Origin of the sequence: Blastococcus atacamensis (genome assembly GCF_002938425.1) — a bacterium.
Taxonomy (GTDB): Bacteria; Actinomycetota; Actinomycetes; order Mycobacteriales; family Geodermatophilaceae; genus Blastococcus; species Blastococcus atacamensis.
This window is the reverse complement of sequence record NZ_POQU01000013.1, coordinates 17,112-43,128: the sequence shown is the minus strand read 5'-3', so window position 1 is coordinate 43,128 and position 26,017 is coordinate 17,112. Positions and strand designations below refer to the sequence as shown.

At 73.5% G+C, this 26,017-nt stretch carries 26 protein-coding genes; 6 read left to right on the top strand and 20 right to left on the bottom strand.

What is annotated here, in order from left to right; genetic code table 11:
* The first annotated feature begins 23 nt into the window (after positions 1-23).
* The 4 genes from C5508_RS05605 to C5508_RS05590 all read left to right on the top strand — a co-directional run bounded on the left by C5508_RS05605 (position 24) and on the right by C5508_RS05590 (position 5,077).
* On the top strand, positions 24-425 hold the full coding sequence (locus tag C5508_RS05605) for a cupin domain-containing protein (RefSeq protein WP_104523963.1): 402 nt from the start codon (positions 24-26) through the stop codon (positions 423-425).
* Between the two features lie 105 nt (positions 426-530).
* Positions 531-3,398: an FAD-binding and (Fe-S)-binding domain-containing protein gene (locus tag C5508_RS05600; protein ID WP_104523962.1), complete on the top strand. Its 2,868-nt coding sequence runs from the start codon at positions 531-533 to the stop codon at positions 3,396-3,398.
* Positions 3,399-3,421: 23 nt separating this feature from the next.
* Positions 3,422-3,907, top strand: coding sequence for a cation:proton antiporter regulatory subunit (locus tag C5508_RS05595; RefSeq protein WP_104523961.1), 486 nt, complete (start codon positions 3,422-3,424; stop codon positions 3,905-3,907).
* A 6-nt stretch (positions 3,908-3,913) separates the two neighbouring features.
* Complete coding sequence (locus tag C5508_RS05590) at positions 3,914-5,077, top strand: cation:proton antiporter (protein WP_104523960.1); 1,164 nt, start codon at positions 3,914-3,916, stop codon at positions 5,075-5,077.
* A 27-nt stretch (positions 5,078-5,104) separates the two neighbouring features.
* Here the strand turns inward: C5508_RS05590 and C5508_RS05585 are convergent, their stop codons facing one another.
* The 16 genes from C5508_RS05585 to C5508_RS05510 all read right to left on the bottom strand — a co-directional run bounded on the left by C5508_RS05585 (position 5,105) and on the right by C5508_RS05510 (position 18,782).
* Positions 5,105-5,728, bottom strand: a complete 624-nt coding sequence (locus C5508_RS05585; RefSeq protein WP_104523959.1) for an SGNH/GDSL hydrolase family protein — start codon at positions 5,726-5,728, stop codon at positions 5,105-5,107.
* A gap of 43 nt (positions 5,729-5,771) precedes the next feature.
* Positions 5,772-7,310: an MDR family MFS transporter gene (locus tag C5508_RS05580; RefSeq protein WP_198597904.1), complete on the bottom strand. Its 1,539-nt coding sequence runs from the start codon at positions 7,308-7,310 to the stop codon at positions 5,772-5,774.
* Between the two features lie 109 nt (positions 7,311-7,419).
* Positions 7,420-8,019 (bottom strand): acyl-CoA-like ligand-binding transcription factor, encoded by a 600-nt coding sequence (locus C5508_RS05575; RefSeq protein WP_198597903.1) that lies wholly within the window; start codon positions 8,017-8,019, stop codon positions 7,420-7,422.
* A gap of 65 nt (positions 8,020-8,084) precedes the next feature.
* The gene (locus C5508_RS05570; RefSeq protein WP_104523956.1) at positions 8,085-8,852 is read right to left on the bottom strand and encodes a crotonase/enoyl-CoA hydratase family protein; all 768 of its coding nucleotides are present in this window, start codon (positions 8,850-8,852) and stop codon (positions 8,085-8,087) included.
* Positions 8,853-8,980: 128 nt separating this feature from the next.
* Positions 8,981-9,757: a 3-oxoacyl-ACP reductase FabG gene (gene fabG, locus C5508_RS05565; protein WP_104523955.1), complete on the bottom strand. Its 777-nt coding sequence runs from the start codon at positions 9,755-9,757 to the stop codon at positions 8,981-8,983.
* Between the two features lie 117 nt (positions 9,758-9,874).
* The gene (locus tag C5508_RS05560) at positions 9,875-10,273 is read right to left on the bottom strand and encodes an ATP-binding protein (RefSeq protein ID WP_104523954.1); all 399 of its coding nucleotides are present in this window, start codon (positions 10,271-10,273) and stop codon (positions 9,875-9,877) included.
* Positions 10,274-10,302: 29 nt separating this feature from the next.
* Complete coding sequence (locus C5508_RS05555) at positions 10,303-11,643, bottom strand: AI-2E family transporter (protein WP_104523953.1); 1,341 nt, start codon at positions 11,641-11,643, stop codon at positions 10,303-10,305.
* Between the two features lie 64 nt (positions 11,644-11,707).
* The gene (locus C5508_RS05550) at positions 11,708-12,106 is read right to left on the bottom strand and encodes an ankyrin repeat domain-containing protein (RefSeq protein WP_104523952.1); all 399 of its coding nucleotides are present in this window, start codon (positions 12,104-12,106) and stop codon (positions 11,708-11,710) included.
* 35 nt (positions 12,107-12,141) lie between these two features.
* Entirely contained in the window at positions 12,142-12,579 is a 438-nt protein-coding gene (locus C5508_RS05545) for a GNAT family N-acetyltransferase (protein ID WP_198597902.1), read from the bottom strand.
* 47 nt (positions 12,580-12,626) lie between these two features.
* The gene (locus C5508_RS05540) at positions 12,627-13,328 is read right to left on the bottom strand and encodes a dienelactone hydrolase family protein (RefSeq protein ID WP_232796939.1); all 702 of its coding nucleotides are present in this window, start codon (positions 13,326-13,328) and stop codon (positions 12,627-12,629) included.
* A 68-nt stretch (positions 13,329-13,396) separates the two neighbouring features.
* Positions 13,397-13,942: a hypothetical protein gene (locus C5508_RS05535; protein WP_104523949.1), complete on the bottom strand. Its 546-nt coding sequence runs from the start codon at positions 13,940-13,942 to the stop codon at positions 13,397-13,399.
* A gap of 71 nt (positions 13,943-14,013) precedes the next feature.
* On the bottom strand, positions 14,014-16,353 hold the full coding sequence (locus C5508_RS05530; protein ID WP_157943998.1) for a zinc metalloprotease: 2,340 nt from the start codon (positions 16,351-16,353) through the stop codon (positions 14,014-14,016).
* A 76-nt stretch (positions 16,354-16,429) separates the two neighbouring features.
* Positions 16,430-17,080, bottom strand: a complete 651-nt coding sequence (locus tag C5508_RS05525; protein WP_198597901.1) for a hypothetical protein — start codon at positions 17,078-17,080, stop codon at positions 16,430-16,432.
* A 90-nt stretch (positions 17,081-17,170) separates the two neighbouring features.
* On the bottom strand, positions 17,171-17,692 hold the full coding sequence (locus C5508_RS05520) for a hypothetical protein (protein ID WP_104523947.1): 522 nt from the start codon (positions 17,690-17,692) through the stop codon (positions 17,171-17,173).
* Positions 17,689-18,276: a hypothetical protein gene (locus C5508_RS05515; RefSeq protein ID WP_104523946.1), complete on the bottom strand. Its 588-nt coding sequence runs from the start codon at positions 18,274-18,276 to the stop codon at positions 17,689-17,691. The genes C5508_RS05520 and C5508_RS05515 overlap by 4 nt, the downstream gene beginning before the upstream one ends.
* 38 nt (positions 18,277-18,314) lie before the next feature.
* The gene (locus C5508_RS05510; protein ID WP_104523945.1) at positions 18,315-18,782 is read right to left on the bottom strand and encodes a PPOX class F420-dependent oxidoreductase; all 468 of its coding nucleotides are present in this window, start codon (positions 18,780-18,782) and stop codon (positions 18,315-18,317) included.
* Between the two features lie 79 nt (positions 18,783-18,861).
* Between C5508_RS05510 and C5508_RS05505 the strand changes: the two genes are divergently transcribed.
* On the top strand, positions 18,862-20,148 hold the full coding sequence (locus C5508_RS05505) for an AI-2E family transporter (RefSeq protein WP_104523978.1): 1,287 nt from the start codon (positions 18,862-18,864) through the stop codon (positions 20,146-20,148).
* Positions 20,149-20,242: 94 nt separating this feature from the next.
* The gene (locus C5508_RS05500) at positions 20,243-21,190 is read left to right on the top strand and encodes a proteasome assembly chaperone family protein (RefSeq protein WP_104523944.1); all 948 of its coding nucleotides are present in this window, start codon (positions 20,243-20,245) and stop codon (positions 21,188-21,190) included.
* Between the two features lie 61 nt (positions 21,191-21,251).
* Here C5508_RS05500 and C5508_RS05495 read toward each other — a convergent pair whose 3' ends face one another.
* The 4 genes from C5508_RS05495 to purU all read right to left on the bottom strand — a co-directional run bounded on the left by C5508_RS05495 (position 21,252) and on the right by purU (position 25,982).
* The gene (locus C5508_RS05495; RefSeq protein ID WP_104523943.1) at positions 21,252-22,622 is read right to left on the bottom strand and encodes an MFS transporter; all 1,371 of its coding nucleotides are present in this window, start codon (positions 22,620-22,622) and stop codon (positions 21,252-21,254) included.
* A 184-nt stretch (positions 22,623-22,806) separates the two neighbouring features.
* Positions 22,807-24,468: a catalase gene (locus C5508_RS05490; protein ID WP_104523942.1), complete on the bottom strand. Its 1,662-nt coding sequence runs from the start codon at positions 24,466-24,468 to the stop codon at positions 22,807-22,809.
* Positions 24,465-24,953, bottom strand: coding sequence for a Fur family transcriptional regulator (locus C5508_RS05485; RefSeq protein WP_104523977.1), 489 nt, complete (start codon positions 24,951-24,953; stop codon positions 24,465-24,467). The genes C5508_RS05490 and C5508_RS05485 overlap by 4 nt, the downstream gene beginning before the upstream one ends.
* Positions 24,954-25,106: 153 nt before the next feature.
* Positions 25,107-25,982, bottom strand: a complete 876-nt coding sequence (purU, locus tag C5508_RS05480) for a formyltetrahydrofolate deformylase (RefSeq protein ID WP_104523941.1) — start codon at positions 25,980-25,982, stop codon at positions 25,107-25,109.
* Positions 25,983-26,017 lie beyond the last annotated feature (35 nt).

The window sequence follows — 26,017 nt, the reverse complement described above, 5'->3', positions numbered from 1 at the left end:
CGAGACGAGAGGAGCGCCTGTTCATGGCGTCCGTCATCCACTACACGATCGCGACCGAAGCCGAGAAGAGCCCCGACTTCCGTCGCGTGCTCTGGACCGGCAAGAAGACGCAGCTGGTCATCATGACCATCCCGCCGGGCGGTGAGATCGGCGAGGAGGTCCACGAGGACATCGACCAGATCCTCACGTTCGTGAGCGGGACCGGTAAGGCCGTCGTCTCCGGCTCGGAGAAGAGCGTGGCCCAGGGCGACCTGGTCGTCGTCCCGGCCGGGTCGAAGCACAACTTCCTGAACACCGGGCAGAACCCGCTCATCCTCTACACGGTCTACGGCCCGCCGGAGCACGCCGACGGCGCGGTCCACACGACCAAGGAGGAGGCCGACCGGCTCGAGGAAGAGGGCAAGGACGAGCCGCCGACGGAGTGATCCCCCCGCGTCCAGCGGGTGTGGCCGGGCACCGCGGTGCCCGGCCACACGTGTCTCCGGGGTCCGGGTGCACCCGCTCCGGAGGCGCGTACGAGACTCGACGGCATGAGCGCACCCGCCGCCCCTCCCTCGACCGACTCGGCGGACGCCGGGCGCGCCGTCGTCGACGAGCTCCGGAGGGCGGGGATCTCCGACGTCGACGACTCGGGCCTGGCCCGCGCGCTGTACTCCTCGGACGGGTCGCTGTACCGGGTGCTGCCCCGCGCGGTGGTCCGGCCGCGCTCGGCCGACGAGATCGTCGCCGCGCTCGACGTGTGCCGTCGCCTGGGCGTGCCGCTCACCGCCCGCGGCGCGGGCACGTCCATCGCCGGCAACGCCGTGGGCACCGGCGTGGTGCTCGACACCAGCCGGCACCTCGCCCGGGTGCACGCGATCGACGCCGAGGCCCGGACGGCGACCATCGACCCCGGCGTCGTGCAGTCGGCCCTGCAGACGGCGGCCCGCCCGCACGGGCTGCGCTTCGGGCCCGATCCGAGCACCCACAACCGGTGCACCGTCGGCGGGATGATCGGCAACAACGCCTGCGGCTCGCGGGCGCTGGGCTACGGCCGCACCAGTGACAACGTGGTCGCCCTCGACGTGGTCACCGGCACCGGCGAGCGCCTGACGGTCGGCCCCGGCACCGTCCCCGTCGACGGCGTGCTCGCCGACCTGCACCGCCTCGTGGCCGGCGACCTCGGCACCATCCGCACCGAGCTCGGCCGCTTCGGCCGGCAGGTGTCGGGCTACTCGCTGGAGCACCTGCTGCCCGAGCGCGGCTTCGACGTCGCCCGCGCACTGGTCGGCAGCGAGGGCACGCTGGCCCTCGTCCTCGGCGCGACGGTCCGTCTGGTCACCGACGCCCCGGTCCGCGGACTGGTGGTGCTCGGCTACCCCTCGATGGCCGAGGCCGCCGACGCCACACCCGGCCTGCTCCCCCACGAGCCGACGGCGGTCGAGGGGCTCGACGAGCGGATCGTGCAGCGGCTGCGGGACGTGCCGGCCGCCGTGGTCCCCGAGCTGCCCCGCGGCGCGGGCTGGTTGATCGTGGAGCTGACCGGCGAGAGCGTCGCCGAGGTCGAGGCCAAGGCGCGCGGCGTGCTCACCGACGCCGGCGCCGTCGACTCCCTGGTGATCACCGACCCTGCGCACGCCGCGGCGATCTGGCGGATCCGCGAGGACGGCGCCGGCCTGGCCAACCGCACCTCCGACGGCGCCCCCGCGCACGCCGGCTGGGAGGACGCCGCCGTCCCGGTCGAGCAGCTGGGCGCCTACCTGCGCGAGTTCGACGTCCTGCTGGACCAGCACGGCCTCCAGTGCGTCCCGTACGGCCACTTCGGCGACGGGTGCGTGCACGGCCGGATCGACTTCCCGCTGGGCGCCGGCCCGGACGCCGGACGCGGCCGCTACCGCGCGTTCGTGCAGGACGCCGCCCGCCTCGTCGCCGGCTACGGCGGATCCCTCTCCGGTGAGCACGGCGACGGCCGGGCCCGCAGCGAGCTGCTCCCGCTGATGTACTCCCCCGCCGCCATCTCCCTCTTCGAGCGGGTCAAGGCGGTGTTCGACCCCGACGACGTGCTCAACCCCGGCGTCCTGGTGCGCCCGGTGCCGGTGGACGACGACATCCGCATGGCCCAGGCTTCCCACCGGCGCGAGAACCTGGCGCTGGCCTACCGGCACGACGGCGGCGACTTCTCGGCGGCCGTGCACCGGTGCACCGGCGTCGGCAAGTGCCGGGCGGACCTGCAGTCCTCCGGCGGCGTCATGTGCCCGTCCTGGCCGGCCACCCGGAACGAGAAGGACACCACCCGTGGCCGCGCCCGGGTGCTGCAGGAGATGCTCGCCCCGGGCGGACCTGTGACGGACTGGCGCTCGCCCGAGGTGCACGACGCCCTCGACCTGTGCCTGTCCTGCAAGGGCTGCTCCCGTGACTGCCCCACCGGCGTGGACATGGCCTCCTACAAGGCCGAGGTGCTGCACCAGTCCTACCGCCGCCGGCTGCGCCCGCTGTCCCACTACACGCTGGGGCGCCTGCCCTTCTGGGCCGATGTCGCCGCCCGCATGCCCCGGGTGGTCAACGCGGTGCTGTCCTCGCGGCTCGGCGGGCGGGTGGCGAAGTGGGGCGCGGGCATGGACCAGCGCCGCGACGTGCCGCCCTTCGCCCGCCGCACGTTCCGCCAGGAGTGGGCGTCACGCACGGCGCCGGCGCCGGGTGGTGCCGGGGTGGGCGGGCGAGCAGTTGCGTTGTGGGTCGACTCGTTCACCGACCACTTCGCCCCCGAGGTCGCGCACGCCGTGGCCCGGGTGCTGGAGTCCGCCGGGTACGAGGTTCAGGTCCCCGGTGCCGACACCTGCTGCGGCCTGACCTGGATCACCACGGGTCAGCTGGACAAGGCGCGCGCGATCCTCTCGTCGACCGTCGACGCCCTCGCGCCGCTGGCCGACGCCGGCATCCCGATCGTGGGGGTGGAGCCGTCGTGCACCGCGGCCCTGCGCGGGGAGTCCCTCGAACTCGTGGGCGGGGACGCCGCCGAGCGGGTCGCCCGGGGCACCCGCACGCTGGCCGAGCTGCTCGCGGACACCCCCGGCTGGGAGCCGCCGTCGCTGGCCGGGCTGGAGATCGTCGCGCAGCCGCACTGCCACCACGCCTCGGTGCTCGGCTGGTCGGCCGACGCCGCCCTGCTGCAGAAGGCCGGGGCGGAGGTGACCCGGCTGGGCGGCTGCTGTGGCCTGGCCGGGAACTGGGGTGTGGAGAAGGGGCACCACGACGTGTCGGTGACGATCGCCGAGCAGCAGCTGCTGCCCGCCGTCCGGGACCTCCCGGACGACGCCGTCGTGCTGGCCGACGGGTTCTCCTGCCGCACCCAGCTCGACCAGCTCGCGGGCCGGCGCGGCCAGCACCTCGCCGAGCTGCTGGCCGACCGGCTGGGCTGACAGCCGTCTGCGACGATGCCGTCGTGGACCTCGAGGAGACCCTGCTGCCCGGTGTCGGCGTCCGCTACGAGATGCGGTGCAGCTCGGGACAGGTCCTGGGCATCGTCGTGCAGCGGGAGGGCGGGGCGGAGATCGCCGTCTACGACCGGCGCGACCCCGATCGGGCCCTGGGCATGTTCCGGCTCAGCCCCGACGAGGCCGACGCCGTCGCCGAGGTGCTGGGGGCCCCGCGGCTGACGCAGCGCTTCGCCGACCTGTCCCGCGAGGTCCCCGGCCTGGAATCGGCCCGGTTGGGGATCGCGCCGGGCTCGCCGTTCGACGGCCGGCCGCTCGGCGACACCCGCGCCCGTACCCTCACCGGCTGCTCGATCGTGGCGCTGGTCCGCGGCGCCGACGTCGTCCCCTCCCCCGGGCCGGACGACGTCCTGCGCGGTGGCGACGTCCTCGTGGTGATCGGATCCGGCACCGGGCTCGCACACCTCGAGCGCCGGCTGTCCGGCCGGGAGTAGCCCCGCGTGGACCACGTCGCCGCGCTGCTGGTCGAGCTGGGTCTCCTCTTCGCCGGGCTGTCGGTGCTGGGCGTGCTGGCCCGCCGCCTGGGTCTCTCCCCCATCCCCTTCGTGCTGCTCGCCGCCCTGGCCGTGGGCAACGGCGGCCTGGTGCCGCTCAGCACCGCCGAGCCGTTCCTCACCGCCGCGGCCGAGATCGGTGTCGTGCTCCTGCTGCTCACCCTCGGCCTGGAGTTCTCCGCCACCGAGCTGTTCAGCTCCTTCCGCCGGCACGCCCCCTCCGGCGTCGTCGACCTGGTGCTGAACGCCCCGCCGGGCTTCGTCGCCGGCCTGCTCCTCGGCCTTCCGTGGCAGGGCGCCCTGGCGCTGGCCGGCGTCACCTGGATCTCCTCCTCGGGGATCGTGGCCCGGCTGCTCGGCGACCTCGGCCGACTGGCCAACCGCGAGACGCCGGCCGTGCTCGCCGTCCTCGTGCTCGAGGACCTCGCGATGGCACTGTTCCTGCCCCTCCTGGTGGTCGCCCTCGCCGGCCAGGGGCCGGTCGCGGCCATCGGCGCCGTCGGGCTCGCCGTCGGGGCGGTGGCCCTGGTCCTGATGGCCGCGCAGCGGCACGGCCCCCGGCTCGGCCGGATGCTCAGCTCCGACGACGACGAGCAGGTGCTGCTGCGACTGGTCGGTCTGACCCTCCTGGTCGCCGGCGGCGCGCAGGCGATGGGCGCCTCGGCGGCGGTCGGCGCGTTCCTGGTCGGGCTGGCGCTGCCGGCCTCGTTCGCCGAGCGCGCCCGTGCTCTCCTGGCACCGTTGCGGGACCTGTTCGCCGCCCTCTTCTTCGTCGCCTTCGGCTTCGCCACCGATCCCGGCGCGATCGTGCCGGTCCTGCCCGCCGCGCTCGCCCTGGCCGCCGTCACCACCGCCACCAAGATGGGCACCGGCTGGTTCGCCGCCCGCCGCGACGGCGTCGGCGTGCCCGGGCGGCTGCGGGCCGGCACCGCGCTCGTGGCCCGTGGCGAGTTCTCCATCGTGATCGCCGGGCTGGCGGTGACAGCGGGGCTGGCCGACGTCGGGCCGATCGCCACCGGCTACGTGCTGGTCCTCGCGGTCGCCGGACCGGTGCTCACCCGGTTCGCCGATGTCGTCGCGCTGCCCGGGCGGGCACTCCAGCCCACCTGAGACCGGGTCTCACCCTCAGGTCGAGGGTCAGGCGGCGCTCTCGTCCCGGCGCGCCCGGGCCGCGGCGAGGACGTGCGGGGCCAGCACCTGGGCGATCCGGGCGTAGCCGGCCGACGACGGGTGGAAGCGGTCGGCGGAGAACAGCGCCGGGTCCGCGACGAAGGCCGCGGCCAGGTCGGCGACGACCGGCGCCACGTCGGCTCCGGCACCCTCGGCCACCCGTGTCTGGCCGCTCTGCAGGACAGCGCAGGCCCCGCGCACGAGCGGGCGGAGCGCCGGCGGGACGAACGGCACCATCGACATGTCCGGTGCCGGCACGACGACGACGGCGCTGCCGGCGGCACGCAGCGCGGTGACCGCGGCTCCCAGGGCAGCGGTGGCCTGCTGGGCCGGCACGAAGCGGGCCAGGTCATTGGCGCCGATGACGATCAGCGTGAGGTCGGGCCCCAGCGGCAGCCCGCGGCGCACCTGTGCGGCGAGGTCGGCCGAGACGGCGCCGGGCACGGCGAACACGTGAAGGTCCACGTCGAACCCGTCCGCGGTGAGCTCGGCGGCGAGCCGGCGTCCGATGGTGTCCTCGACCCGTGCCGCGCCGGTGCCGTGTGCGATCGAGTCGCCGAGGACGAGCAGGCGGAAAGGGGAAGGGGCCACGACCGGGAGAACGCCGGTCGTGGCCCCTCTATGCCGCTGCAGGTCAGTGCAGGGGCATCCCTGCGGTGCCCTGCTCCTCCGCCAAGCGCTGAGCGCCCGACGTCGTCTTGAGCGCCTTCTCCCTGATGAAGGAGACGACCACGACGGCGAGCGCCGCCAGCGGGGTGGCGATGAGGAACAGCTCCGCCGTCGCGTCCGCGTAGGCGTTCTGCACCAGTTCCCGCACCGGGGCCGGCAGCAGCGACATGTCCGGCGTCGCTGCCTGGCCGGCGCCCTCAGCTGTGCCCAGCACGCTGAGGTCGTCGGCGACCCGGGTGGCCAGGAGGGCGCCGAGGACGCTGACGCCGATCGTGCCGCCCAGGCTCCGGAAGAACGACACCACCGAGGTGGCCGCGCCCAGCTCGTGCGCCGGGACGTCGTTCTGGGCCGCGAGCACCAGATTCTGCATCAGCGCGCCGACCCCGGCGCCGAGCACGACCATGAACAGACCGAGCACCCACGGCGAGGTCTGCGCGTCGAGGGTCGAGAACAGTCCGAACCCGATCGTCATCAGGACCGCGCCGCCGACCAGCCAGCCCTTCCAGCGGCCGGTCCTGGTGATCATCGCACCGGCGACGGTGGAGGAGACCAGGAGACCGCCGACCAGCGGCAGGGTCAGCAGACCGGACTCGGTCGGCGAGTAGCCGAGGGAGACCTGCAGGTACTGCGCGAGGAACACGGTGCCGCCGAACATCGCGACACCGACGAGGGCGCTGGCGAGAACGGCCAGGGAGACCGTCCGGCTGCGGAAGATGTCCAGCGGGATGACCGGGTCGGCGACCTTCGACTCGACGAGCACGGCCAGGCCGAGCAGCAGGACGGTGCCGCCGAGCATGAGCGCGGTCTCCGTGGACAGCCAGTCGTAGCGGTCACCGGCGAAGGTGATCCAGACCAGCAGCAGGCTGACGCCCGAGGTGATCAGGAGCGCGCCCCACCAGTCGATGGCGACCGCGCGACGCGGCACGGCCGGCAGCTTCAGCGTCCGCTGCACCAGGACCATCGCCAGGAGGGTGAAGGGCACGCCCAGCAGGAAGCAGAACCGCCAGCCCAGCCAGTCGGTGTCGACGATGACGCCGCCGATCAGCGGCCCACCCACGGTGGCGACGGCGAAGATGGCGCCGAAGAAGCCGGCGTAGCGGCCGAGCTCGCGCGGCGGGATCATCGCCGCCATCACGATCTGCACCAGGGCGGTCAGGCCGCCGGCGCCCATGCCCTGCAGCGCGCGGGCCACGATCAGCATCGTGGTGTCCTGCGAGAAGCCGGCGAGCAGCGAGCCCACGACGAACAGCCCGAAGGACGCCTGCAGCAGCAGCTTCTGGCTGAAGAGGTCGGCCAGCTTGCCCCAGAGCGGGACGGTGGCGGTCATCGCCAGCAGCTCGGCGGTGACCACCCAGGTGTAGACCGACTGGCTGCCGCCGATCTCGGGGATGATCACCGGGAGGGCGTTCGACACGATGGTCGCGGCCAGGATGGCCACGAACATGCCCATGAAGAGCCCGGAGAGTGCCTGGAGCACCTCCTTGCGCGTCATCGGCGCAGCCACCGCGGGCTCCCCACCGGGTGGGGTCGCCGCGGCAGCGGTTTGGACGGACGTGGACACGGTTCTCCTCGGAGTTCTTCGTTTCCCGGACGGCGATCGGCCGCCGAGGGGATCAGGACGTGGGCGCCGGCAGGCCGGCGGCCAGCACGTCGACGGCCTCGTCGAACAGGGCGGCCAGCGGGCGGGCCTCCCCCGTGGCGTGCCATCGGGTCAGGCTGATCCGCATGGCGCCGCCGAGCACCGCGGCGAGCAGCGCCGGGTACAGATCGCGGTCGGCGTCCAGCCCGGTGCGCTCGGCCACCGCCTCGGCCATGTCCCGCTCGCTCGCGGCGCCCAGTTCCATGAGCCTGGGCAGCAGCTCGGGGGCGGCGGCGATCACGGTCAGCCGCTGGCGCCAGCCCGCCTCGTCGTCGTCGAGCGCTGACAATTGCTCGCGCAGGGCCCGGCGGGACGCCTCGAGCGGTGGCAGTGCGCCGTCCTGGGCGCGCAGCCGCGGGCCGAAGGCAGGGTGCTCCTCCTCCGGTCGGAGCAGCGCCTCCTCCTTGCCGGAGAAGTAGTTGAAGAACGTCCGGTAGGAGACGCCTGCCCGCGCGGCGACCTGCTCGACGGTCACCGCGGCGAAGCCGTGCTCGATCGCGAGCTCGAGCGTGGCCCGTGCCAGAGCGGCACGGGTGTCGCGCTTCTTGCGCTCGCGCAGGCCCGGTTCGGTCACCGGACCAGTCAACCACCGTTCTTGCACACTGTGCATTCTTGCTCAGTGTGCAACGCGTCACCGCGTCAACGGCCCCGCCAGACGGGATCGCGGCGCTCGGCGAACGCGGTGGACCCTTCGCGTGCGTCCTCGGAGGCGAACACCGGCCGGACGATCTCCTCCTGGCGGTCCCACGACTCCTCCGGTGACCAGGTGGGTGCCGAGATCACCACCTGCTTGGTCGCCGCGACCGCCAGGGGCCCGTTCGCCGCGATCCGCTCGGCCAGCGCGACGGCGGCGTCCACCGCCGCGCCGTCGTCGACCAGCTGGTTCACCAGGCCGACCGCCGCGGCCCGCTCGGCGTCGATCGGGTCGCCGGTGAGCAGAAGCTCCAGCGCCACCGCGCGCGGCATCCGCTGCGGCAGCAGCAGCGCGGCTCCGCCGGCCGCCACGAGCGAGCGCTTCACCTCGGGGACGCCGAACCGGGCCCCGCGGCCGGCGACCACCAGGTCACAGGCCAGCACGAGCTCGAAGCCGCCGGCCAGCGCCCCGCCCTCGACCGCGGCGACCAGCGGCTTGCGCGGCGGGGTGCGGGTGATGCCGCAGAGCCCACGGCCCTCGATGGCGGGGGTCTCACCGCGCAGGAAGGCCTTGAGGTCCATGCCCGCGGAGAAGAAGCCGCCGGCCCCGGTCAGCACCCCGGCCCGCAGCTCGTCGGAGGCGTCCAGCTCGTCGACGGCGGCGGCGACCTCGCGGGCGACCGCGGCGTCCAGGGCGTTCCTCGCCTTCGGGCGGTTGATGGTGACGATCTGCACCGCACCGCGGCGCTCGACGAGGACGGGCTGCTCGGACACGGGACCTCCGGGACAAGGCTCGGGGCCGGGCAACCGTGCGGCTGCCCGGCCCCTGGCGAGGTGATGGAACGGCCCCTGTGCAGGGCCCCACCGCGAGCTCGCGAGCGGCGGGGGGCACAGGGGTCCTTTCAGGCCTTGGGACCGCCGGCGGCGTAGACGACCTGGCCGGACACGAAGCCCGCGCCCTCGCTGACGAAGAACGACACCAGGTGCGCGATGTCCTCGGGCTGGCCGACGCGGGCGACCGGGATCATCGAGGCGGCGCCCTTGATGAAATCGTCGAAGGGGACGCCCATGCGGTCGGCGGTCGCCTTGGTCATCTCGGTCTGGATGAAGCCGGGCGCGATGGCGTTGGCGGTGACGCCGAACTTGCCGAGCTCGATGGCGAGGGTCTTGGTGAAGCCCTGCAGACCGGCCTTGGCGGTGGAATAGTTCGCCTGGCCGCGGTTGCCCAGCGCCGAGGTGCTCGACAGGTTCACGATGCGACCCCACTTCTGGTCGATCATGTGCTTCTGGGCGGCGCGGGTCATGAGGAAGGCACCGCGGAGGTGCACGTTCATGACGATGTCCCAGTCGGAGTCGCTCATCTTGAACAGCATGTTGTCCCGGAGCACCCCGGCGTTGTTCACCAGCACGGTGGGCGCACCCAGCTCGGTGGCGATGCGCTCGACGGCGGCCTCGACCGCGGCGGAGTCGCTGACGTCGGCGCCGACGGCCAGCGCCTTGCCGCCCGCGGACTCGATCGCCTCGACGGTGGCCTTGGCGGCGCCCTCGTCCAGGTCGAGCACGGCGACGGCGAAGCCGTCCTGGGCCAGCCGGACGGCGGTCGCCGCGCCGATGCCCCGGGCCGCGCCGGTCACGATGGCCACGCGGGACGGTGCCCCCGTGGTGCCTGCCTCGCTCATGAGAGTTCCCTTCAGGTCGGATGCCGTCGGTCACCAGGAGGCCCGGTGCGCGGCGAGCTGCGCCCGACACGTTACGGCCGCCGGTTGCGGCACCCGTCACAAGGTCGGACGGCGGGGCTACCGGACGACGTCGACCCGGTCGAACCCCTCCTCGGCCGACGGCGGCACGAACCTCGCCCGGGTGGCGAGGACCCCGACCGGCGGCACCCGCTCCGGTTCCGCGCGGGCCTCGTTCCGGGCGAGGCTCAGCTCGGGAGGGGTGTCCAGCCAGACCGCCCGGACCGGGACGCCGGCCGCACGGGCCGCGGCGACCAGCGGCGCCCGCTCCGCCGGCGAGGGGTTGGTGTTGTCGACCACGACGCTGCGCCCGGCCGCGAGCAGCTCCGCCACGAGCCGCTGCTGCCGCACCTCGCGGCGCCGGGCACGCGGCCAGTGGTCCTTGCTGACCACGACGTGCGTGCCGGTCAGGTGCCGGGCGACCCAGGTGCTCTTGCCGGCGCCCTGGAGGCCGACCATGACGACGAGCTCCTGACCGGCCGGTGCGGTCAGGCCCTGTCCGCCGCGTCAACGGTCGCGGCGACCTCTCCGGTCCCGGCGGTGACGTCGTCGGCCGGTTCGACCTCGGGAGCCCCGGCGGCCGACCTGCGGTGCGGGTGGTGGTGCAGCCGGCGCATCGAGGCCAGCGTCGCGTGCCGTGCCGCCATCCGGCGGCGGGCGCGCATGGTGCGGGGCGCCCGCGGTTCCTCCCGCAGCAGCGCGTCGAGCCAGTGGCCGCGCGGGTCGACGTCCACGAGGAGCGCCTTGACCAGCAGCGTCAGCGGGATGGCCAGCAACGCACCGAGCGCGCCGAGCACCCAGCTCCAGAACAGCAGCGCGACGAAGGTGACGGTCATGGACAGGCCGACGGAGTCGCCCACGAAACGGGGCTGGATGAGCGTCTGGACGACGAAGTTCAGCAGCGAGTAGACGATGAGGATCGCGACTAACTCGCCCCAGCCGCCCGAGAGCAGGCCCAGCACCGCCGGCGGCGCGACACCCAGGACGAACCCGATGTTCGGCACGTAGTTGGTGATGAAGGCCAGCAGCCCCCACAGCGGGGCCGCGGGCACGTCGAGCCACATGAGCGCGATGGTGTCGCCGACGGCCACGATCGCACCGAAGACGGTGCTGACCAGGAGGTAGCTGCGGGTGCCGCGGGTGAACAGGGTCAGCGCCACCGGCAGGTGCGGGCGCTCGGCGGCGACGAGCGCCATGCGCCGGCTGAAGCCGCCGGACTCGATGGCCATGAAGACCAGGGCCGACAGCAGCAGCACCAGGGTCGAGGCCGCACTGGTCAGCCGGGACAGCAGGTCGGTGGCCAGGCCGACCAGGGAGCTGTAGTCGATCTGGCGCACGAGGTCCGACACCTGGCCCGAGACGATGCCGCGGTTGTTCAGGTCCGCGACCACGTCGTTGATGAGCTTCTGCGCCTGGTCGGCGTAGTCGGGCAGCAGAGCGGCGAACTGCGCGACGGAGACCACGAGCAGGGCGACGAACCCCAGCAGCACCGCCCAGACGAGCAGGAGCAGCACCGTCGTCGCGACCCAGCGGGGTGCCCCGATCCTGCGGAGCCAGCTCTGCACCGGCGCCAGCGCGATGACGACGACCAACGCCATGAACACCGGCGCGACCAGCCAGGCCACCGCCTGCAGGCCGGCCACCGCGATCGCCGCCGCGGCGACACCGCCCACCAGGAGCAGCCACCGCGGCAGGCCGGGCGGAGCGACCTGGGCGGCGGTCGGGTCGGGGGCCGGCACGGCGTCCTCGGGCACGACGTCGTCCTGCTCGACCTCGGAGACCGCCAGCGCGCGCGGCCCCCCGGTCGGTAGGTCGCGTGCTGCTGCCATGCCGCCCCTCCCCCCTCGGTGCGCCGATCCTCCCCCAGATCGCCTCGCGGCGACGGACGCGACGCTAGGCCGGACCGTCCAGCAGCGCAGCCATCGCCGGGAGGTCGAAGAAGGTGGCCATCTCCCGGGCGCTCGGACCACCGGCGTCCGGGTCGGCGCCCGCGGCGACCAGCGCCTGCACCGTCTCCGCCGACTGCTTGAAGACCGCCGCCGCCAGCGCCGTCTGGCCGCGGTCGTTCGCCCGGCCGTGATCGGCGCCGTGCGCCAGCAGCGCGGCCACCGTCTCCGGGTGGCCGTGGTAGGCGGCGAGGATGAGCAGGGTGTCGCCCTTGTCGTTGGTCAGGTTGGCCGGCACGCCGGCGTCGAGGTAGGCCGAGAGCTCCTCGGTGTAGCCGCCGCGGGCGAGGTCGAAGAGCCGCCCGGCGAGTTCGATGACGTCGGGATCGATCGGCTGGCCACTCACGCCCCCAGCCTAGGAGACGCCCGGAGCCACCGCCCTCAGAGCGTGATCTTGTAGCCGGCGTGCGAGTGGACGAAGCCCAGCCGCTCGTAGAACCGGTGCGCGTCGGTGCGGGTCAGGTCGGTCGTGAGCTGCACGAGCGCGCACCCCTGCCGGCGCGATTCCTCCAGCGCCCAGCGGACGAGCGCACCGCCGAGGCCCGCGCCCCGCTGGTCGGAGCGCACCCGCACCGCCTCGACCAGGCCGCGCAGCGCCCCCCTCCGGGACAGCCCGGGCAGCACGGACAGCTGCAGGGTGCCCACGACCTCCCCGGCGGAGACGGCCACGACCAGCGTGTGCGCCGGGTCGTCGTCGACGCGGTCGAACGCCGCCCGGTAGACCGACGGTTCCGACGGCCGCTCGCGGGCCCGCCCGAGCGGGTCGTCGGCCAGCAGCGCCACCAGGGCCGGGAGGTCGTCCGCCGTGGCGCGCCGCACCTGCGCGGCGGTCCCGGCCAGCGGCCCCCAGGCGGGGTCGGACCGGCTCAGGGCCGGGCCACCCGGTCGGTGAGCGCCAGCACGTGCTCCCAGGCGTCGCGGCAGGCGTCGGCCCAGTCGCCGTAGGAGCGGTCGAAGAAGGAGTGCGGGGCGCCGTCGTAGACGACCGCGTCGACGTCGGCCCCCGCAGCACGCATCCGCTCGGCGAGGGCCTGCTGCTCCTCGACCGGCGTCGCGGTGTCCGAGCCGGCGATCAGCATCACCGTCGGCAGGTGCGCCCGGTCGGCCGAGTCACCCACGAGGGAGGGGCGCCCGTAGAAGCCGGCACAACCGGCGAGGTCCAGGTCCCCGCCGGCCAGCCGCCACGAGTGGCTGCCGCCGAAGCAGAAGCCGACGGTCACCACGGGCAGGTCCTCCCCTGCCTGCGCCCGCAGCGCGGCGATCGCGGCGGTGACGTCGGCGTCGATCCCCTCGGGGGTCGTGCGCGGGATGTGCTGCTGCCAGTCGAAGTCCTCCCCCCGGGTCCCCTCCTCGCAGACCCCGGCGGTGCGGCCGAACCAGTCGATGGCCACCGCCGCGACGCCGGCCTCGGCGAATCGCTCGGCCAGCGCCACGTAGTAGGGGTGCAGGCCTCGGATGTCCGGGAGGATCACCACGCCGGTCCGGGCCGGCTCGGCGGGCAGGGCGGTGCTCACGGTGAACCGGGTGCCGTCGGCCGCGGTGAGCGTCGAGGACGCGGTGGAGGCCACCGTTCCGCTGCGCGGCGGTGCGGGCGGTCGGCTGTCATGGCTGTGGCACATGGACGAGATCTCTCGGCTCAGGTGTCGGCGGCGTCGCTGGCGGCCTCGGCGCGCCCGCCGAACACCTGGGCGGCGACGTCGCGACGGGCCTCGGCCAGCCAGGCGTGCTGACCGTCGGCCTGGTCGATGAGCCGCTCGAACAGGGTGGAGTCGATGCGGGAGTCGGACTCGCCGAGGGCACGGAGGGTCTCGAAGCCGGCCCGCTTGGCCAGGACGGCGGTGGCGATGAACTCGAACTCCACCAGGTCGCTGAGCGGCGACCGGGAGAACAACCGGCCGTTGAGCTTGCCCCGGCTGAGCTTCTCCGCGATCCACGTGGCCGCCAGCTTGTACTGGCGCACCGGCAGTCCGAGAGCGCCCATGGTCGCCCGCAGGGCGGCCCGCTCCTCGCGCAACTCGTCGAGCAGGCTCTCCAACGGGCCCTCGTGCCGGGTGCCGCGGTGGCGCCCGATCATGCGGCTCACCAGCTCGATGCCCCCAGTGGCCGCGGCCAGGTGGTCGTTGCAGTAGATGGTCAGCAGCTCGGGATTGCGGACAGCGCCGGTGGCGGGCGAGTCGGGCACGGGGCCTCCAGGAGGGACGACGGGGGTCGTGGCCATTGTTCCGTGCGGGCGCCCGGCTCGCTGGTCGCCGGTCAGCCGGTGGGGCTCGCGGGCGCCGTCGTGTCCGCGGGGCTCTCCTCGGGCGCGGTCGTCGCGGTCGCTCCCGACGTCCCGCTGCCGACCCCCGTGGTCGTCGGCGTCGCGGGGTCGCCCTCCTCCGGCGCCCCGGTCCCGGTCGACGGCGCGCCGTCGTCGTCGGCGCCGGCCTCGTCGTCGGTCGTCGCCCCTCCGGTGCCGGTGCCGGGCGCCGGCCCGGTGGGGGTCGCGGTCCCCGTCGGCGGGGCGTCGGCGGGCGCGTCGGCGTCCTCGGGCCGCGCTTCCGCCTGCACCACCTCGAGGATGCGCTGCTCGAAGTCCGCGAGCCGGCCCCGGATCTCGGCCAGCGGCAGGCCCCGGAGGGTGCGCCCGAACTCCTGCAGCTCTGCCCAGATCGACTCGAGCTCGCGCGCGGCGCTCCCCTCGAGGGGTCCCGGGAGGCTGAGCACCAGCTGCGTCGCCAGGGCGGAGGTGACGCACTCGATGCAGGTGTAGTTGACCGCGGCGGCGATGTTCTCCGGCACCACGACGTCGACCGAGCCGACCAGCAGGACCACCTGGAACGCCACGGCGACGGTGGTGCAGTCGCGGCAGCTGGCCAGGGCGTAGGCCTCGTTCCGGTTGACCGCCGTCTCGTCGTCGACCCAGACCAGGGCGAAGGAGACGTCGTACCGCACCGACCCGTCCTCGGTGTTGACCGCCAGCGCCTGGTTGTCGTCCTCTCCCGGCGGCAGCGGCCGGTCGAAGGGGAAGACCCAGGTGGGGGCCTCCGCCGGGGCGTCGTCCTCGACGGGCGCCTGCCCCGTGGCGCTCCGGGGCACCATCACCAGCGCGAGCTCGGGCCGGTCGGCGGTCGGCAGCGGGCCGGCGTCGGCAGGCCACAGCGTGGCGGCGCTGCCGGTGCTGCCCTCGCCGAGGGTGGTCAGCGACGACGCCGGCAGGACGTCGAGGACCGTGCCGCCCTCCCAAGCGCGCACGGGACGGTACCGGTCGCCCGTCGGCCACCACGCCCATCCCAGCCCGGCGACGAGCGCAGCGGCGACGACGACGGCGACGGCCCGGCGAACCGGGCGCCCCTCGGTCCGCCGCCGGACGGCGCCTACCACCTGCCGCACCGTCCTGGCCAGGACGTAGCCGATGCCGAGCAGCGGGATCAGCAGGGCGACGATCGCCAGGATCCGGGCCAGGACGCCCAAGACGTCCCCCTCGCCGAAGGCGGAACCGAGCAGCGCGCCCTGCCGACCGATCGCCGCCCACGCCGTCGCCAGCAGCCTCGGCAGCGCGAGCACCATGAGCAGGAGGGAGGCGGCCATCAGCGGGACCACGAGCAGCACCCAGGCGATGATCACGATCCGGGCCCACGTCTTCAGCGCCGTCGCCTCGGGCTGCCGCCAGCGTCCCGGCAGCAGTCCCGACATCACCGGGCCCATGCGCTGGTAGAGATCGGGCACGCCCGTCAGGTCGGCAAGCACGTGGTAGCCGTCGAAGCGCAGCAGCGGCGCCAGCTGGCGGATCATCTGCAGCACCTGCGTGGCGACCAGCAGCAGGACGGCGTGCCAGCCGGACACCCACCACACCGCGAAGGACAGCAGGACGACCAGGGCGTTGAAGTACAGGCCGCCGAGGTCGGTCCGCACCCGGCCGGCCCGGCCGAGGCGGTAGCTGTCGGTGACGTCGGTGTAGAAGGCCGGCCAGAACAGGTAGATGCCGAAGCCCATCGTCCCCGGGCTGGCTCCGCCGTACCGGGCCGCGGCGGCGTGCCCGAACTCGTGGAACCCGGCCGACAGCACGGTCACGACGACGACGGTCAGGAACAGGGCCGGGTTCGCGAAGGCCTGCGCGGTCGCGGCGGCGAGGCCCTGGTCGAACAGCACCCAGGCCGCCACCGCACCGAAGGCCAGGACCACCGGCACGACCACGAGCGGGGAGAACAGCGCGCTGAAGGGCGCGGTGATCCACCGGGTGACCGCCGGATCGGTGACGACGCGACGCCACCGGAGCGCCAGGAGCGGATCGGCTCGACGGAGCTCGGGCTCGCTGCCGTCCGCGCGCCGCAGCAGGCCCAGCGGGCGCAGCGAGGCGGCCACGAGCTGCCGGACGTCGTCGGGCCGGACGAGCCGGCCGGTGGACGCACTGACCCGTTCGGCCACCTCACCGACCGTCGCCCGTCCGTCGACGGCGGTCAGGACCTGGGCGAGCAGCGGGGTCAGCGAGACGACCTGACCGTCGCCGCGGCGCGCCAGGGCCGGCGGACGGCGGTAGCCCGAGCCGGGCACCTCGCCGAGCAGCTGCAGCCCGTCCGCCCGCGCCAGGACCTCCCCGTCTGCGTCGGTCACCGGCTGGGGACCCGGGCCGACGGAGACGGGGATCGGCCTGGTGGGGTGGTCGGTCATGTGCGGGAGCGGCGAGTGGTCACTGCTGGATCGAGGACTGCTGGTCGGCCGTGGCCTGGGCGTTCGCGTCGATGTCCTGGGTGATGATCGCGTCCTGCTGGGCCACTGCGACGGCCTCGGACCCCACCGATCCGATGTTGGCCGCGACGGCCGCGTCGATGGGAGCCGCGACGTTGGCGTTGGCAGCCACCGCCCCTGCCACGGGCGCCGCCAGGTCCACGTCGGCGGCGAGGTCGACGTCCACGTTCAGCAGGTCGCCCGACAGCGGGTCGCCGACGGTCTCGGTGGTTCCGTCGGCCGTGCCGTCGGCCAGGGCCGGGGAGGGCGCGTCACCGACGGTGTCATCGGTCTGGCCGATGGTGCTGTCCTGGGGCGCGGTGGCGACGGCCTCGCCGGTGATGCCCTGGTCGATCAGCACGCCCTGGTCGGACAGCGCCTGCGCGGAGGAGTCCACGGAGAGGACGTTGGCACCGACGGCGGCGTCGATCGGCGCCGCGACATTGGCGTTGGCGGCGACCGCGAGGTCGATCGGCGCGGCGGCGTCGAGTGCGATGTCGAGGTCGGCGTTGAGGTCCAGGAGCGAGATGACCTCCTTGTCGGGCAGAGCGGCGCCGGTCTCGGCGGCGAGCTCCTCCGGCGAGAGCGGGCGCAGGTCGTCGTGCTGGCTCACGGGGGCCTCCTCGGGACGGGGGCCCCGCACTGCCCCATGATCGTTCCGGGGAAACGCGCAGGTGGGGACGCCCACCGATCGGGGGACGGCTCAGGTGCGCAGCAGGACGGCCACGCCCACGCACGCCGCGGCCCACAGAGCGCTGGCCAGCGTGCCGACGATGAACCGCTCGGCCGCGGCCGGGGCGCGCAGCTCCGAGAAGCGCCCGAGCCCCTTCACCGCCAGGACGACGGCCAGCCCCTCGGGCCAGCCCGCCAGCAGCGTCCCGGCGACGGCGGCGCGCTCGAGGACGCCGATCCAGGCCCCGCCGCGCAGGATGTCGGGGTCCTGCGGACCGCCGGAGACGCCGACGGCCGCGGGATCGGCGGCGTGCAGCACCGCCGTCGCCACGGGACCGCCGCCGGTGACCGCGGCCAGGAAGGCCAGGAGCGTGGCGGCCTGCTGTTCCCCGCTGCCGGCCTCCCCGAGCCAGGCGAGCGCGGCTGCGACGACGAGCGCGCCGACGAGGGCCACCGCGCCTCCGGCGACGACGGGCCGTCGTTCACCGCGGACGGTCAGGGTCAGCCCGGCCAGCGCGACCAGGACCTGCAGCACGAGTACCGCGACGGTCATCCCGCCGCCCTCGCCAGGAGCCGGGCGGCGGTCGGTCGCAGCTCGCGCTCCAGCTCCCAGGAGGCTGCGGCGAGCCGTTGCCCCACCGCCTGCCGGGAGATGCCGAGCTCCGCTGCCGCCTCCGCCTGGGTGCGGCCGCCGTCGACGAGGTCGATCGCCTCCCATGCCTGGTCGCTGCGCCGGCCGACGAGCACCGCGAGCGCGCTGAGCACCGCTTGCGCGTCCGCCGCGTCGGGCGGGACGGCGCCGCGGACCGCGAGCCGCATCGGGCGCTGCTTGGCCGCGTCCACGGCGCGGCGGGCGCTGAGGAAGGCCGGTCCGGTCGCGGCCCGGGTGCTGGGGGGCAGCGGGCTCTGCACGGGGCCGGCGCCGATCCCGATGCTCCAGCCGCCGAGGCGGACAAGCCGGACGGCGACGTCGACGACTTCCTCGGGCGAGCCGAGGACGCCCTGGAACTCGTCCCCGGCGGTCCGCTCGAAGGGCAGCACGGGGCGGACAGCCGAGGTCAACTCGGTCAGGGCCTCGCCGACGCGGTCGGGACCGCGCCTGCTCGCCCGCTGGTCGACGGTCAGCACGTACGGCATCCGACAAGTCTGGCACCTTTCCTTGCCTGAAGCAAGGTTCAGAGCTTGTCGACCACGGAAGCGGGGAAGCCACCGGTCGCGATGGGGCCCCACCCGGTGATGCTGATCCGCACCAGCGACTTGCCCTGCTTCGCCATCGCCGCCCGGTACTCGTCCCAGTCCGGGTGCTCGCCGCTGATCGAGCGGAAGTACTCCACCAGCGGGTCCAGTGCCTCCGGCAGGTCGAGCACCTCGGCCTCGCCGTCCACCTGCACCCAGGGCCCGTCCCACTCGTCGGAGAGCACGCACAGCGACACGGCCGGCTCGCGCCGCGCGTTCGCCACCTTCGCCCGCTGCGGATAGGTGGAGATGACGACGCGCCCCTCGGCGTCGACCCCGCAGGTGACCGGGGACAGCTGCGGCGCGCCCGCCGATCTGCGGGTCAGCAGGACGGCCCGGTGCCGGGGGCGCAGGAAGTCGAGGAGCTCGGCCCGGTCGACCCGGTCGGCGGTGGCGATCTTCGGCATGCCACGAACGCTACGACGCGGGTGTGATGATCGTTTCTCGGCCGGTCGTCGGTGTCGATGTGTGATGGGATCGCTGACCATGAGGTTGCGCCTGCCCGGTCGGACGTCTGCTGCTCCGCGCGGCGAGCACGAGCCACGCCCCCGGCCGGCACCCCGCGAGGACGACGGCGCACCGGCCGTCACCAGCTCCCCGGCACCTACCCACGGTCGGGGGCCCAAGGTGCAGCGCGGGCTGCGGACGCTCGCCACCCTGTCGGGGCAGCTGCTGCTCATCCTGGCGGCGGTCTACGTGCTCGGGTACGTCCTCGGCAAGCTCTGGGTCATCCTGCTGCCGATCGTGCTCGGCCTGCTCATCGCCACCGTGCTGTGGCCGCCGACGCGGTTCCTGCGCAAGCACGGCGCCCCACCCGCACTTGCCGCGGCCGTCGTCCTGCTGGGCTTCCTCGCGATCTTCGGCGGCATCATCGCCGCCATCGCCCCCCAGGTCGCCAACCAGGTCACCGAACTGGCCGACCAGGCCACCGCCGGCCTGCAAGACGTCCAGGCATGGTTCCAGGGGCCCCCGCTGAACCTCGGCGAGGACCAGGTCGGCAACGCCGTCGACTCGGTCATCGACTCCATCCAGGGCAACGCGCAGAACATCGCCGGCTACGCGGTGACCGGCGTCTCGGCCGTCGGCAACGGGCTGATCAACCTGGTGCTCGCCCTGATCCTCTGCTTCTTCTTCCTCAAGGACGGCCCGCGCTGGGTACCGTGGCTGTCCGCCCAGACCGGCCCCCGGGCCGCCCGCCACGTCGCGGCGCTGTCCTACAAGACGTGGGCGACGCTGTCGGAGTTCATCCGCCAGCAGGCGATCGTCGGCTTCGTCGACGCCTTGTTCATCGGCGTCGGGCTGTGGATCCTCGACGTGCCCCTAATCCTGCCGCTCGCGATCCTGACCTTCTTCGGCGCGTTCATCCCCATCATCGGTGCGTTCGTCGCCGGCGCCTTCGCCGTCCTCGTCGCCCTCGTCGACCAGGGCTTCGGCACCGCGCTGATCGTGCTGATCATCGTGCTGATCGTGCAGCAGCTCGAGGGGAACGTGCTGCAGCCGATCATCCAGGGCCGCGGGTTCAACCTGCACGCCGCCGTCGTCATCCTCGCCGTCACCGCGGGCAGCAGCCTGGCCGGCATCATCGGCGCCTTCCTGGGTGTTCCGGTCGCCGCGCTCATCGCCGTCGTCTACCGGTACGTCCGCGACGAGCTCGACGACAAGTCACCCGAGATCGCCGACGACGGCACCCGCGCGCGCGTCGAGGGCGACGACTCCGGGACCACCGTCACCCGCGAGCAGGTCGCGCCGCCCGCGGAGCCCCGGAAGAGCTGATCCACGCCCCCTCGGGGGACCACGGGAATGCCGGGGTCGCCTCCGGGCGCTGCACCGGGAGTACCGCGTCGTTCCCACCCCAGGAGGTCCCACCGTGGCCCAGTTCCCGGAGGAGCTCGTCGAGCTGCTCCCCGCGGCAGACCGGTTCCTCGACCGCGAGGCGGCGGTCACCGATCCGGCCGAGCGACGCGGGCTGGTGTTGGTGCACGACCTCGCCGGGGACTTCGACGCCGCTTCGGCGGGCAGTCGCGCCGGTGCTCACCTGCTGGACAGCCTCCCCTCCGAGATGGTCGCGCGCTTCGACGTCGACCGCCTGGTGGACTACCGGGCCCGCCGCCCGCGCATGACGTTCAACAGCGACCGGTACGAGTCGTTCACCGCCCCGGAACTGGCGATCCACGCGGTGGAGGACGACGCCGGCGAGACGTTCCTGCTGCTGCACGGTGCGGAGCCCGACTACGCATGGGAGCGGTTCGTCGCCGCCGTGGGAACGCTGGTCGACCGGCTCGGCGTCACAAGCGTGGTGGCCCTGCAGGCGATCCCGATGCCGGTGCCGCACACCCGCCCGGTCACCGTCACCGCGCACGCCACGCGCCGTCAGCTGATCGAGCCCTATCCGGTGTACTGGGGCGAGATGCAGATCCCCGGCAGCGTCTCCGCCCTGCTGGAGCTGCGCATGGGCGAGGTCGGCGTGGACGCGCTCGGGGTGGCCGCGCACGTGCCGCACTACCTGGCCCAGGCCACCTACCCGGCCGCCTCGCTCACCCTGATCGAGCACCTGGAGCGGCTGACAGGGCTGCGCCTGCCGACCGACTCGCTGCGCGAGGCCGCCGACGCCCACCGCACCGAGATCGACGAGCAGATCGGCCGGTCGGCGGACAACACCGCCGTCGTCGCCGCCCTGGAGCAGCAGTACGACTCGTTCACCGCGGCCCGCGAGGGCACCGACCTGCTCGGCGCCGCGGGCGAGGTGCCCAGCGCCGACGAGATCGGGGCCGAGTTCGAGCGCTTCCTCGCCGACCAGGACCGCAAGCGCGACTGACGGCACGGCGGGTCGTGCCGAGTGGGCCCCGGAGGGGTCCGCGCAGGCACGACGCAGCGGCTCAGCCCTGCTCGGGCACGGCTCCTGACCGCGGTGCGGTCCGGAGGACCGCGATGTCATCGCGGTGCGCTCCGGCGGAGCGCGTACTGCTCAGCGCGACCGCACCGAGCACACCGACCACGGCGAACATGTAGAAGCCCCAGGGGTAGGCGATCCCGGCGGTGACCAACGCCCCGGTGATGACCGGCCCGACGATCGCCCCGGTGCGCCCGGCGCCGGCCGACCAGCCCAGCGCCGTCGCCCGCACCTGCGGCGGGTAGTGGGCGCTGGTGAACGCGTAGACCAGCACCTGGGCGCTGAACACGAAGCAGCCGGTGGCGAAGCACATCGCGTACAAGCCCGCCGTCGGCAGCTCGACCGAGAGCAGCGCCAGGAACACCGCACCAGCGGCGAACCAGGCCATCCCGGCCCGGCGGGCACCCACCCGGTCGGCGACGGTACCGGCGACCAGCAGTCCGACGACGGCGCCCACGTTGAGCACCAGCAGGAAGGCCAGCGAGTCCCCCAGGTCGTAACCGGCCTCGCGCATGATGGTCGGCAGCCAGTTGTTCAGGCCGTAGACCAGCAGCAGGCCCATGAACGACGTGCCGCCGACCGCGACCGTGTTGCGCAGGTAGGTCGAGGCGAACAGGGTCCGCAGTGTCGCGGCGGCACCTCCGGCGCTGGTCCCCCCCGCCCCCGGCGCGACCGGTGCGGCCGGCTGCTCCAGCTCGAGCCCGTAGCGGGCGGCGACCTGCTCCGCCTCGACCCGACGGCCGTGCGCGACGAGGAAGGCAGCCGACTCGGGCAGCTTGGCGAGCATCACCGGCACCAGCACCAGGGCCGGCAGCGCACCGATGACGAACATCCAGCGCCAGCCCAGCTCGGGGATGACCACGATGGCCAGGGCCGCCGTGGCGACGGCGCCCACGTGGTAGCCGGTCATCATCGTGGTGGTCGCGCGACCGCTGCGTCCGGCGCGGGTGAACTCGTTGACCATCGCGATCGCCGTGGGCAGGCAACCACCCAGGCCGAGGCCGGCGAGGAAACGCAGCACGCCGAACACCGTTGCGTTCGGGGCGACCGCGCACAGCAGCGTGAACAGCGAGAACGAGACCACCGCGCCGATCAGCGCCTTGCGGCGTCCGACCATGTCGGTGAGCGTGCCGATCGTCAGTGCGCCGATCATCATCCCGACGAGTCCGACGGTGATGACGGCGGTCGCGCCGCTGCCGCTCAGCCCCCAGACCTCCGGCGTCCTCAGGGTCGGCACGACGGTGCCGACGACGACGAGGTCGAACCCGTCGAGCAGGACGGCGATCCAGCACAGCGGGGCCACCCAGCGCGTGGCGCGGGCGGTCGTGCCTCCGGTGACGGCGGAAGTGGAGTTCACGAACGTCCCCTCAGGTCGGTCTTCACGTGTCCGCCGAACCGTAAGGGCCACTCTCTCCGGGAACCCAAACCTGTCTCCGCTGGGCGGAACGACAGCGGGCCGCGACCGGGAGGTCCCGGTCGCGGCCCGCCGCTCACCCCGGTGCGGACCCCGCCGCGCGTGGCGGGGAGCACCGAGGTCCTGCTCAGCTGACGGTCACGTGCTCGTTCGGCACGCAGTGCGTCATGTCCTTGCCGGTCACGTCGCGCGGACCGTTCTTGCCGAGGTTGGCCGCACGGGCCAGCTCGGCCTCGTCGAGGGTCTGCGTCTGCAGCGGCTCCAGGCCACGGACGTCGTCCGCGGTGATCCCCAGGGCGTCACCGACGCGCTGGCCCCACTCGTCGTCGCACATGAAGAAGTGCCACACCATCCGCTCCTGGATGTCGCGGCGGCACTGCTCCAGGGCACCGACGAGGTTGGCGACCAGCTCGTCCTTCTCCCACTGCTCGGAGAGCTGGTAGCGCTCACCGGCCTGCTGGTAGTCGTTCGTGCGCGGGATCCGCTTCCGGGTGAGCCGGCCGGTGATGACCGGGCCCTGCTCGTCGTGCGTCGGGTACTCGGCCTCACGCAGGCCGCCGAGGATCGACGGCTCGTAGTTCACGTGCGGGTTGGTGCCCTCGGCACGGTCGACGCCGTAGGCCATCTGCCCGTCGCGCTGGTTGGTGGCGACCCGGGCCTTCGGGGCGTTCACCGGCAGCTGCAGGTAGTTCGGGCCCACCCGGTAGCGCTGGGTGTCGGAGTAGGAGAACGTCCGGCCGACGAGCATCTTGTCGTCGGAGAAGTCCAGGCCGTCCACCAGCACACCGGTGCCGAACGCGATCTGCTCGTTCTCGGTGAAGTTGTCCGACGGCATCCGGTTCAGGGTCATGGTGCCGACCTTGCGGACCGGGAAGAGCTCCTGCGGCCAGGTCTTGGTGTCGTCGAGCGGGTCGAAGTCCAGCTCCGGGTGCTCGTCGTCGCTCATGATCTGGACGTAGAGGTCCCACTGCGGGTAGTCGCCCGCGGCGATGGCGTCGTGCAGGTCCTTGGTGTGGGTGCCCAGGCTCTTGGCCTGCGCGGCCGAGGCGTCCGCGGCACCCCAGGACTTCACGCCCTCCTTGGGGTACCAGTGGTACTTGACCAGGACGGTCTCGCCGTCGGCGTTCACCCACTTGTAGGTGTTCACGCCGAAGCCCTGCATGTGCCGGTAGTCAGCCGGCGTGCCGCGGGGGCTGAAGACCAGCGAGATCATGTGCATGGCCTCGGGGGTCTGGCTGAAGAAGTCGAACGCGCGCTCGGCGACGTTGGCCTCGAAGGTGACCGGGTCCGGCTTCTGCGAGTGGATGAAGTCGGGGAACTTGATGGCGTCCCGGATGAAGAAGACACCCAGGTTGTTGCCGACGAGGTCCCAGTTGCCGTCCTCGGTGTAGAACTTCACGGCGAAACCGCGCGGGTCACGGGCGGACTCGGAGGAGTCGCGGCCACCGGCCACGGTGGAGAAGCGCAGCGCGACGTCGGTGCGCTTGCCCTTCTCCTGGAACAGCTTGGCGCGGGTGTACTTGCTGACCGGCTCGTCGCCCACGGTGCCGTCGGCCTCGAAGTAGCCGAAGGCGGTGATGCCGCGGGCGTGCACGACGCGCTCGGGGATCCGCTCGCGGTCGAAGTGGCTGATCTTCTCGAGGAACTGGTAGTTCTCCAGGGTCGCCGGTCCTCGGGCGCCCACCGTCCGCTGGTTCTGGTTGTCGTAGACCGGGTGGCCCTGACGGTTGGTCAGAACGGGCCGGTCGGCCTCGCTCGGGGCCGGACCCTGCGATGCGACGTCGGTCATGCGCGTGCTCCTCCTCGGATTTCGTGCTGCTCAAATTGCACGGCTTCGGCGCCGACCGCGACCTGGCGGTCACGGTCATGGCACTGCCGACAGAGACCCCAGAACACGACTTCGGCCTCGTCGATGACGAAGCCGGCCGTGTCCGACGGGGTCAGACAGGGGGCTGCGCCCACGGTGCAGTCGACGTCTGCGACGGCACCGCACGAGCGGCAGACCAGGTGGTGGTGGTTGTCGCCCACCCGCAGCTCGAACAGCGCGGGCGCGCCGGCGGGCTCGATGCGGCGCGCGATGCCCGCGGCGACGAACGCCTTGAGCACTCCGTAGACGGCCTGGGGCGACAGCGAAGGGTGCTGTTCACGGGCACCGGTGACGATGGTGTCGGCGTCGGCGTGCGGGTGCTGGGCCAGGACGCCCAGCACCGACAGGCGGGGCCGCGTCACGCGCAGCCCGGCCTCCCGCAGCTGGTGCGCCCAGGTCGTCTCCATCACTGGCCATCCAACCGCCTTGTTTTGAACTAGTCAAGACAAGGATGGACGTGCTCCATGTCGATCAGGAGACCTGATCGTTCCGGGTCCTGGCTCATCACCGGTGGTGAGCCAGGACCCCGGATGATCAGGAGACCTGATCATCAGCGGCGGTCAGGCGAAGACGATGGTGCGGGGACCCTCCACGATCACCCGGTCCTCCACGTGCCAGGTGACCGCCTGCGCCAGCACCTGGCGCTCGACGTACCGGCCCACCCGGCGCATGTCCTCCACCGTCGCGCGGTGGTCCACCCGCGCCACCTCCTGCTCGATGATCGGCCCGGCGTCCAGCTCGGCAGTCACGTAGTGGGCCGTGGCGCCGATCAGCTTGACCCCGCGATCGTGTGCCGCCCGGTAGGGGTTCGCCCCGACGAAGGCCGGCAGGAAGCTGTGGTGGATGTTGATCAACCGCTCCGGGAACCGCGCGCAGAACTCCGGGGACACGATCTGCATGTAGCGCGCAAGCACGACGAGGTCCACGTCGCCGATGATCTCCAGCGCCCGCGCCTCGGCCTCCGCCTTGGTCCCCGCCGTCACCGGCACGAGGTGGAACGGGATCCCTGCCGCGGCCGCCACCGGCTCGAGGTCGGGGTGGTTGGAGACGACGGCGACGATGTCGGCCCGCAGGTCACCGGCGCGCACCCGGTAGACGAGCTCCTGCAGTACGTGGTCGGTGAGGCTGACGAAGACCGCGACCGTCGGGCGGTGCGAGGCCTCCACGAGCCGCCAGGTGAGCTGCCACTCCCCCGCCAGCCCGCGCAGCCGGCCCTCCAGCTCCTCGCGGCGCGCGGCCAGGCCGGCGAGCACGAACTCCAGGCGCAGGGTGAAGGTGCCGCCGCTCGGGTCCGACGAGTGCTGCTGGGAGTCGGTGATGTTGGCGCCGACCTCGGCCATCAGACCGCTGATCGCCGCGACGATCCCGGGGCGGTCGGGACAGCGGACGACCAGCCTGCCGGCGTCGGTGGGCCGGACCTTCTGCGCGGGAGCCATGGGCAAGATCGTCCCAGACCTCCCGCGGCGGTGAT

What these genes read in the sequence shown, in the direction of transcription:
- C5508_RS05600 (WP_104523962.1), top strand. Translation starts at nt 531, where the DNA reads ATGAGCGCACCCGCCGCCCCTCCCTCGACCGACTCGGCGGACGCCGGG.
- C5508_RS05485 (WP_104523977.1), bottom strand. Translation starts at nt 24,953, where the DNA reads ATGGAGACGACCTGGGCGCACCAGCTGCGGGAGGCCGGGCTGCGCGTG.
- C5508_RS05605 (WP_104523963.1), top strand. Translation starts at nt 24, where the DNA reads ATGGCGTCCGTCATCCACTACACGATCGCGACCGAAGCCGAGAAGAGC.
- purU (WP_104523941.1), bottom strand. Translation starts at nt 25,982, where the DNA reads ATGGCTCCCGCGCAGAAGGTCCGGCCCACCGACGCCGGCAGGCTGGTC.
- C5508_RS05510 (WP_104523945.1), bottom strand. Translation starts at nt 18,782, where the DNA reads ATGCCGAAGATCGCCACCGCCGACCGGGTCGACCGGGCCGAGCTCCTC.
- C5508_RS05555 (WP_104523953.1), bottom strand. Translation starts at nt 11,643, where the DNA reads ATGGCAGCAGCACGCGACCTACCGACCGGGGGGCCGCGCGCGCTGGCG.
- C5508_RS05520 (WP_104523947.1), bottom strand. Translation starts at nt 17,692, where the DNA reads ATGACCGTCGCGGTACTCGTGCTGCAGGTCCTGGTCGCGCTGGCCGGG.
- C5508_RS05560 (WP_104523954.1), bottom strand. Translation starts at nt 10,273, where the DNA reads ATGGTCGGCCTCCAGGGCGCCGGCAAGAGCACCTGGGTCGCCCGGCAC.
- C5508_RS05505 (WP_104523978.1), top strand. Translation starts at nt 18,862, where the DNA reads ATGAGGTTGCGCCTGCCCGGTCGGACGTCTGCTGCTCCGCGCGGCGAG.
- C5508_RS05515 (WP_104523946.1), bottom strand. Translation starts at nt 18,276, where the DNA reads ATGCCGTACGTGCTGACCGTCGACCAGCGGGCGAGCAGGCGCGGTCCC.
- fabG (WP_104523955.1), bottom strand. Translation starts at nt 9,757, where the DNA reads ATGAGCGAGGCAGGCACCACGGGGGCACCGTCCCGCGTGGCCATCGTG.
- C5508_RS05490 (WP_104523942.1), bottom strand. Translation starts at nt 24,468, where the DNA reads ATGACCGACGTCGCATCGCAGGGTCCGGCCCCGAGCGAGGCCGACCGG.